General features: G+C 59.6%; 3 protein-coding genes. 1 reads left to right on the top strand and 2 read right to left on the bottom strand.

Annotated features, from left to right (window positions below):
* The first annotated feature begins 1060 nt into the window (after positions 1–1060).
* Positions 1061–3664 (top strand): AAA family ATPase, encoded by a 2604-nt coding sequence (locus F8M74_RS36855; RefSeq protein ID WP_228560957.1) that lies wholly within the window; start codon positions 1061–1063, stop codon positions 3662–3664.
* Between the two features lie 8 nt (positions 3665–3672).
* On the opposite strand, the gene F8M74_RS38350 is transcribed toward F8M74_RS36855, so the two are convergent.
* Both F8M74_RS38350 and F8M74_RS38345 read right to left on the bottom strand, forming a co-directional pair.
* Entirely contained in the window at positions 3673–4281 is a 609-nt protein-coding gene (locus F8M74_RS38350) for an AAA family ATPase (RefSeq protein ID WP_228560955.1), read from the bottom strand.
* Positions 4282–4755 (bottom strand): hypothetical protein, encoded by a 474-nt coding sequence (locus F8M74_RS38345; protein ID WP_228560953.1) that lies wholly within the window; start codon positions 4753–4755, stop codon positions 4282–4284.
* Positions 4756–5271 lie beyond the last annotated feature (516 nt).

Below are 5271 nucleotides of genomic sequence, written 5' to 3'. Positions count from 1 at the left end.
CCTCTGCACCCTCCCTCCCCCTCAACAGGGCCCCCATTCCTCTTATGCGCGGCGCTGCTCTTCAAAACGCTACCCTTCAATGCTCGCCTGGGGCCGTTCTGTGGCTGATGACTTGTGGGAGCGGAATGCTGCCAGGGTAGCAGAGGCGCTCAACCTGCTGACGGTACTGGCTGCGCCTCGCCTCTATGCGCGGTGGTGCACGCAGGCTTCGCCCGAGGAACTGCGTGTAACGCTCCAGTCCCGTATGGCAGCGCTCTCGGCTTTCTGCGCGACGGCGCAAGGGAGTCCGGATGCGGACCGCTTCCGGGCAGCAGCCCCCAAAGTGCAGACGCTCACTGAATCTTTGGAAGGCGCTCCTCCCGGCATTCTCATGGATCTCGGTTGGAACGCTCAGGCCCGCGAGTGCTTGGCCGCGCTGGGGGTTCCGGCGCCTCCCGAAGGATGGGAGTCCTTCGAGGGGTGGCGTGTCGGTAGTTCGTAAGCGGCAAACCGCCCTTCTTCGTGCGTGGACGACACCAATCCCCAACGCCCTGCTTCCGCTCGCCCCGGCGTTTCAGGGACCAGGGACAGGCGAGGTATCAGTCAAGTCTCGGATGGTGTGTCAGAGGGGGCGGGCTGGGGGCGTGTCTCTATATCGCGTTGACAGGTTCCGGCGCTTGGCATGAGTTCCCGTGCCGATGGCTTCCTTCATAAGCCGATGCACCTCGGAGTGCGTGATGGATTTCTGCGTGCTCCGCACGATGCATGAAGACTCCTGGCGCCGAAAAAGCGTGATTCACTATCGCTACCCGCGCCGCTCCAGGCCCAGTCTATTGCTGGAGCGGACCTTGACGCTCGGCTCACCCAAATGAAGGGGCGACTCAGGGGATCATCGTTCAATGGTGCTCATCAACGCTGCGCTGTCAGCGCTCCTGAGGGTGCCTGCTTCGCAGATGCACATACCTCCACAGGGTGAGTCCAAACCTGTGCATTGAGCTTGCACGGGCATTCCGTATCTGCCTAGCCTCCCTTCTGTTGGTGGTGTGTTTATCCGGACGCCTCGAAGCCATCTGGAGGGGAAATGCGCTTGGCTGAAATAGAAATTCAGAACTTCAAGGGGATCAGTAATGCGAGAATCTCGATTCCCGCGCTCGAACAGGCTCTACCCGGATCCGCAAATTTCATCTCAATTATCGGGCGCAACAATGTGGGTAAATCGTCGATTCTGCAGGCAATATGCCTCGCGAGTCCCCATGTTGATCCCAAGTCCCCAACTGAGGATCACTTTCCCCATCGAAATCTCAATAACGGTCCCATCGCTGTAACGCTAACGTTCGACAGTCTCACGGAGGCCGACCAGCAAGAGCAAGCTGTTCGCGCGCACATTCACGACGGACGCTATCGCGTACGGAAGCTATGGCAGCCAGAGGAGGAGGGTAGTCGGTCGATTTCCAGGACGATTGAGGCATATGCGTCCAGCGAAATCTTGGACCTGCCTGAGGGGATAGAATGGGAACAGTTGCCTACGCACGGTGCCGAAGCAACCGCATTGCTCGAAGAGTTTAAGCGGCAGGGAGGGAAGCCTTCCAAGGGACCAATTAAGGCCAGACAGCTCGAGAAACTCAAGGAGGTCGCGCGCTCAATCAGTTCCTCAATTTGTCGAGAGAAGGCTGGCTGGAGCACCAATCCTGGTGGAATATCGCCCAATGTGGATAAAGTTTTTCCACGTGTCATTTATCTTCCTGCACTTGCGGAAACCAAGGCTCAGGCGAGTTCAGGCGCCAAAGACTCTGCGCTTTATCATATCGCGGATGCCATGTTCTCTGGTGAGTTGTCAAGGCATAAGGCGGTTCAGACCTTCAAGGCCGCAGCGCAATCACTGACGCAGTTATTCTCTGATCTGGGAAAGCATCGAATTGTGGGGAGTCTGGAAGGCGAGATCTCTGAACGACTCGGAAGGTTTATTGACCTGACGGCCGAGCTTGACCTGCGAGCACCGGATGTTGTTTCTGACCTTGCGAAAATGACATCGCTTTGGGTCAGCGATGGGGGCCTGCGAACGCCGCCAGAGCACCAAGGGCATGGGGCTCAGCGAGCCTTGGTGCTATCCCTGTTGCACTTGTTGGCAGATAGAAGGCGGGAAAACAAGGAAGAGTCACAGGCTATCCTATTGCTAGTGGAGGAGCCGGAAGCATATCTGCATCCTCAGATGTGTCGCAAAATGCGCGACGTGCTTGTTGATATTGCGCGAGACGGTGTGGCGCAAGTCATCTGTACGACTCATTCGCCTGTTTTTCTTGATCTTGCTGACAGGCACGATGGCATCGTGCTGTTGCGGAAGGTGGATGGGGAGGTTCAGGCACTCCAGCGCAAAGAAGAACTTTTCGGCGATGCCTCGGAGGAACGGGATCGACTCCGAATGCTCCTTAATTTCGATCCTGCTGTTAATGAGGTTTTCTTTGCGGGAAATCAGACAGTCTGTCTCTTTGAGGGAGACACGGAGTTGGCCGCTCTAGAGGCAATAGCTGAGCGCTTGCATGCGGCGGGTCGGTTGGATAGGAAGAAGTATTTGGCAGTTCGCAGGGATGTTACAACTGTGAACTGTCGCGGAAAGTGGACGATTCGAGCGTTTCAACGAGTCTTGAATCATTTTGGAATTCGATACCGCGTCGTGCATGATCGCGACCAAGGTAAGCAGCATGCTGACAAGGCAAATAGTGAGATCCTGTCGTTGGCGGGTGACCCAAGGAGCGTGCTTCTTCATTATGAGAATATTGAAGATGCGCTCTTTAACGGTAGCCTAGGAGGCGATCGAGATAAACCTTGGCAGATAAGGAAGCGTCTACAACAGATGAGTGTGGAAGAGTTGATGTCCAACTCTGGGGCCCCGCGGAGGTTCTTGGAGTTCGTTCTTGGATGCGACGTTGATTTGTTGTGTCCAGATACGGCTGTGCAGGACGCTGGCCCTGTTGTGAACCAGAGTGCCGCTCCTGTGGTTTCTTATTCTCAACGTGCCCGTCGGAATCTTCGAGAAAGTATTCCTGTTGTCCCAGTGTCCGAACTCAATCCCGTTCGAGAAGAGGCGATTGCCATGCTCATGAGTGCTCATGGCAGGGGGATCCGGGTGCCTCAACTCGAACGCACGTGTGTTCGAGTGCTGCATGAACAGTTTGGTGAGTTGGTAGAAGTGTGCGTTGCGGATGAGTCCATGAGGGATACCCTTGTGCCTGGGGATGTTCTTCTTTTGAAGACAATGGACTTTCTGCTGCCCTGTTCGGAGTCTGGTGTGGAGCAGCTTCCCCTGGTGTCTTTTAATCAGTATGTTGTTGAGGGTGATGTTGTTCTTGTTGCTGTTAATGAGGATATTGAGGATGGACACTACGACCTCCGGCGTGTGACGTTGAAGGAGCATAGGGATTCTCGCTGGAGCCTCCGGCTTCATGCGGATAACCCGGATACCCGCTGGGGTGACCGAGGTACAATGCTGATTTATAAGGAGGATGCAGTCCGCTTCTTGGGCAAGATCGTCGGAAGGCTGCCAGACGAAGAGCGAGCCCTGCGGCGAAAGAGGGGTGGTGTATCTGTGTTGCAGGTGGACCGGGTGTCAACTGTAATGAAGTCTCCGCCCGTGTCTTTGGTGGCGGCTGCGATTGTTGATGCTGTTAAAGCTGATGTGTTTGATTGAGCTGCGCTTTACCACAGGCCCTGCTGACGCAGCAGTTCCGCCAGCGGATGCGCGCCCAGTCCGTGCGCGTCGAAGAGCCGGCCCGCGGCCTCGTGCGTGGGATTCCTCCACGCGATGCGCTCCGGTCCGTCCTCTCGCGTGTTGCCACACAGCAGGAGCGATGCCCGCAGCACCTCGGCGGACGGGAACAGGGTGTGCTCAAGGAGGAGCGGGTTCTGGCTGGTGAGGAACACCTGCCGCGTCCCCAACTCCCGCATGGATGCTTCCACCCAGCGTGGATGCAGGCCATTCGCCAGTTCATCCGCGATGGCGAAGTCCTCGTTCACATCCAGGTAGTACAGCAGCGACAGCAGCCGCTTCTGCCCGAAGCCCAGCGCCTCGTGGGTCAGCACCCGGCCATCTCTCCGAGTGAACTCGAAGCCGAAGCCTCCAAAGCCCACGCGCCCGTCGTTCTCGAACGACCGCTTCTCCAGCACCTCCACCCGGAAGCGGCCCGCTTCAAACCCCGCCAGCGCCACGAACTTCGCCAGGAAGCTGCCTTCACGCGCGTCGTGCGTCAGCTCCAGCACGTCCGTGACAGCCGGCTGCTCCATCCGCTCACGCAGCCAGCCCGGCATCTACGTGGGCAGCGCCATCAGCCCCAGCGGGAACACTTCACCGTCCCGCACCTCCATGGCGTAGCGGATGCCTCCCATGCGCTCGAACATCCCCAGCGCTTCATCGAAGCGCTGCGGCGCCAGCAGGAACGTGCGGCGCAGCAGCGCCTTAAGCCGCTCCTTCATCCCCGCGTCGATGTACTGCGCCGTCATGAACAGCAGCGTCCACACCGAACGGTCCAGCAGCGACCAGTGCATGCTCCGTGACCACACGGCCTCGCCGTCCACCTTGCAGTCCATGCCCGCCGCGTCCGCGCGCATTACCAGCCGCGCCGACGGCGAATGGAACTGCACGTCCACCTCGATGCGCAGGTGCAGCGAGGCGTCCAGCGCGGGCGTGCGCAGCGGCATCAGCGCGGCGCCCTTGCGCGGCGGCGCCTCCGCGTCCGGCGCTGGCGCCTTCTCCTCGTTCCGGACGAAGACGTGCAGCTTCATGCCCGGGAACGCCAGGTCGTACTCCAGCGCGAACGGCTCATGGATGAGGCCAGGCGCCAGACTGCGGCCATTTCTGGTCCCTCAAGCAGGAGCGCAGGAGGCGAGCGCGGGGCTTGAGGCAGCGGCCAGGAAGGAGCGGGTGAAGGAGAGGACACCGCGAGTGGACTTTCGCCGAGTTGCTCAGGAGGACGTTCGACTTCGACGTGTTCGGCTGCGTGAGGTGTGGAGGCAGGCTCAAGGGTGTTGGCGTACGTGAAGGGGGCCCCCGGGGAGCGGGCGATTGTGGAGCACCTGGGCATGCCCACGGGATGTGCGAGGTTGGCCCCGGCACGAGGGCCACCCCAGGCCGTGTGGTGTTGAGGCTCAAGACAGGCAACAGGCCAAGGCTCCTGCCACGCACCTGATGGGAGCGCGGCCTGGGCAGGCGTGTGCCCCAAGGGGGCTCAAGCGGCCTGTCCACCGGCCGGGAGCATCGCTCGGGCGGCCCCGTCAGCGGCCCTCCTCGGCCCCTCTGCA

Origin of the sequence: Myxococcus sp. CA023 (assembly GCF_010998615.1) — a bacterium.
Taxonomy (GTDB): Bacteria; Myxococcota; Myxococcia; order Myxococcales; family Myxococcaceae; genus Myxococcus.
This window is presented reverse-complemented; position numbering and strand designations above follow the sequence as displayed.

Coding starts and splice junctions, on each gene's coding strand:
- F8M74_RS38345 (WP_228560953.1), bottom strand. CDS start 4,755: ATGAAGCTGCACGTCTTCGTCCGGAACGAGGAGAAGGCGCCAGCGCCG.
- F8M74_RS36855 (WP_228560957.1), top strand. CDS start 1,061: ATGCGCTTGGCTGAAATAGAAATTCAGAACTTCAAGGGGATCAGTAAT.
- F8M74_RS38350 (WP_228560955.1), bottom strand. CDS start 4,281: ATGCCGGGCTGGCTGCGTGAGCGGATGGAGCAGCCGGCTGTCACGGAC.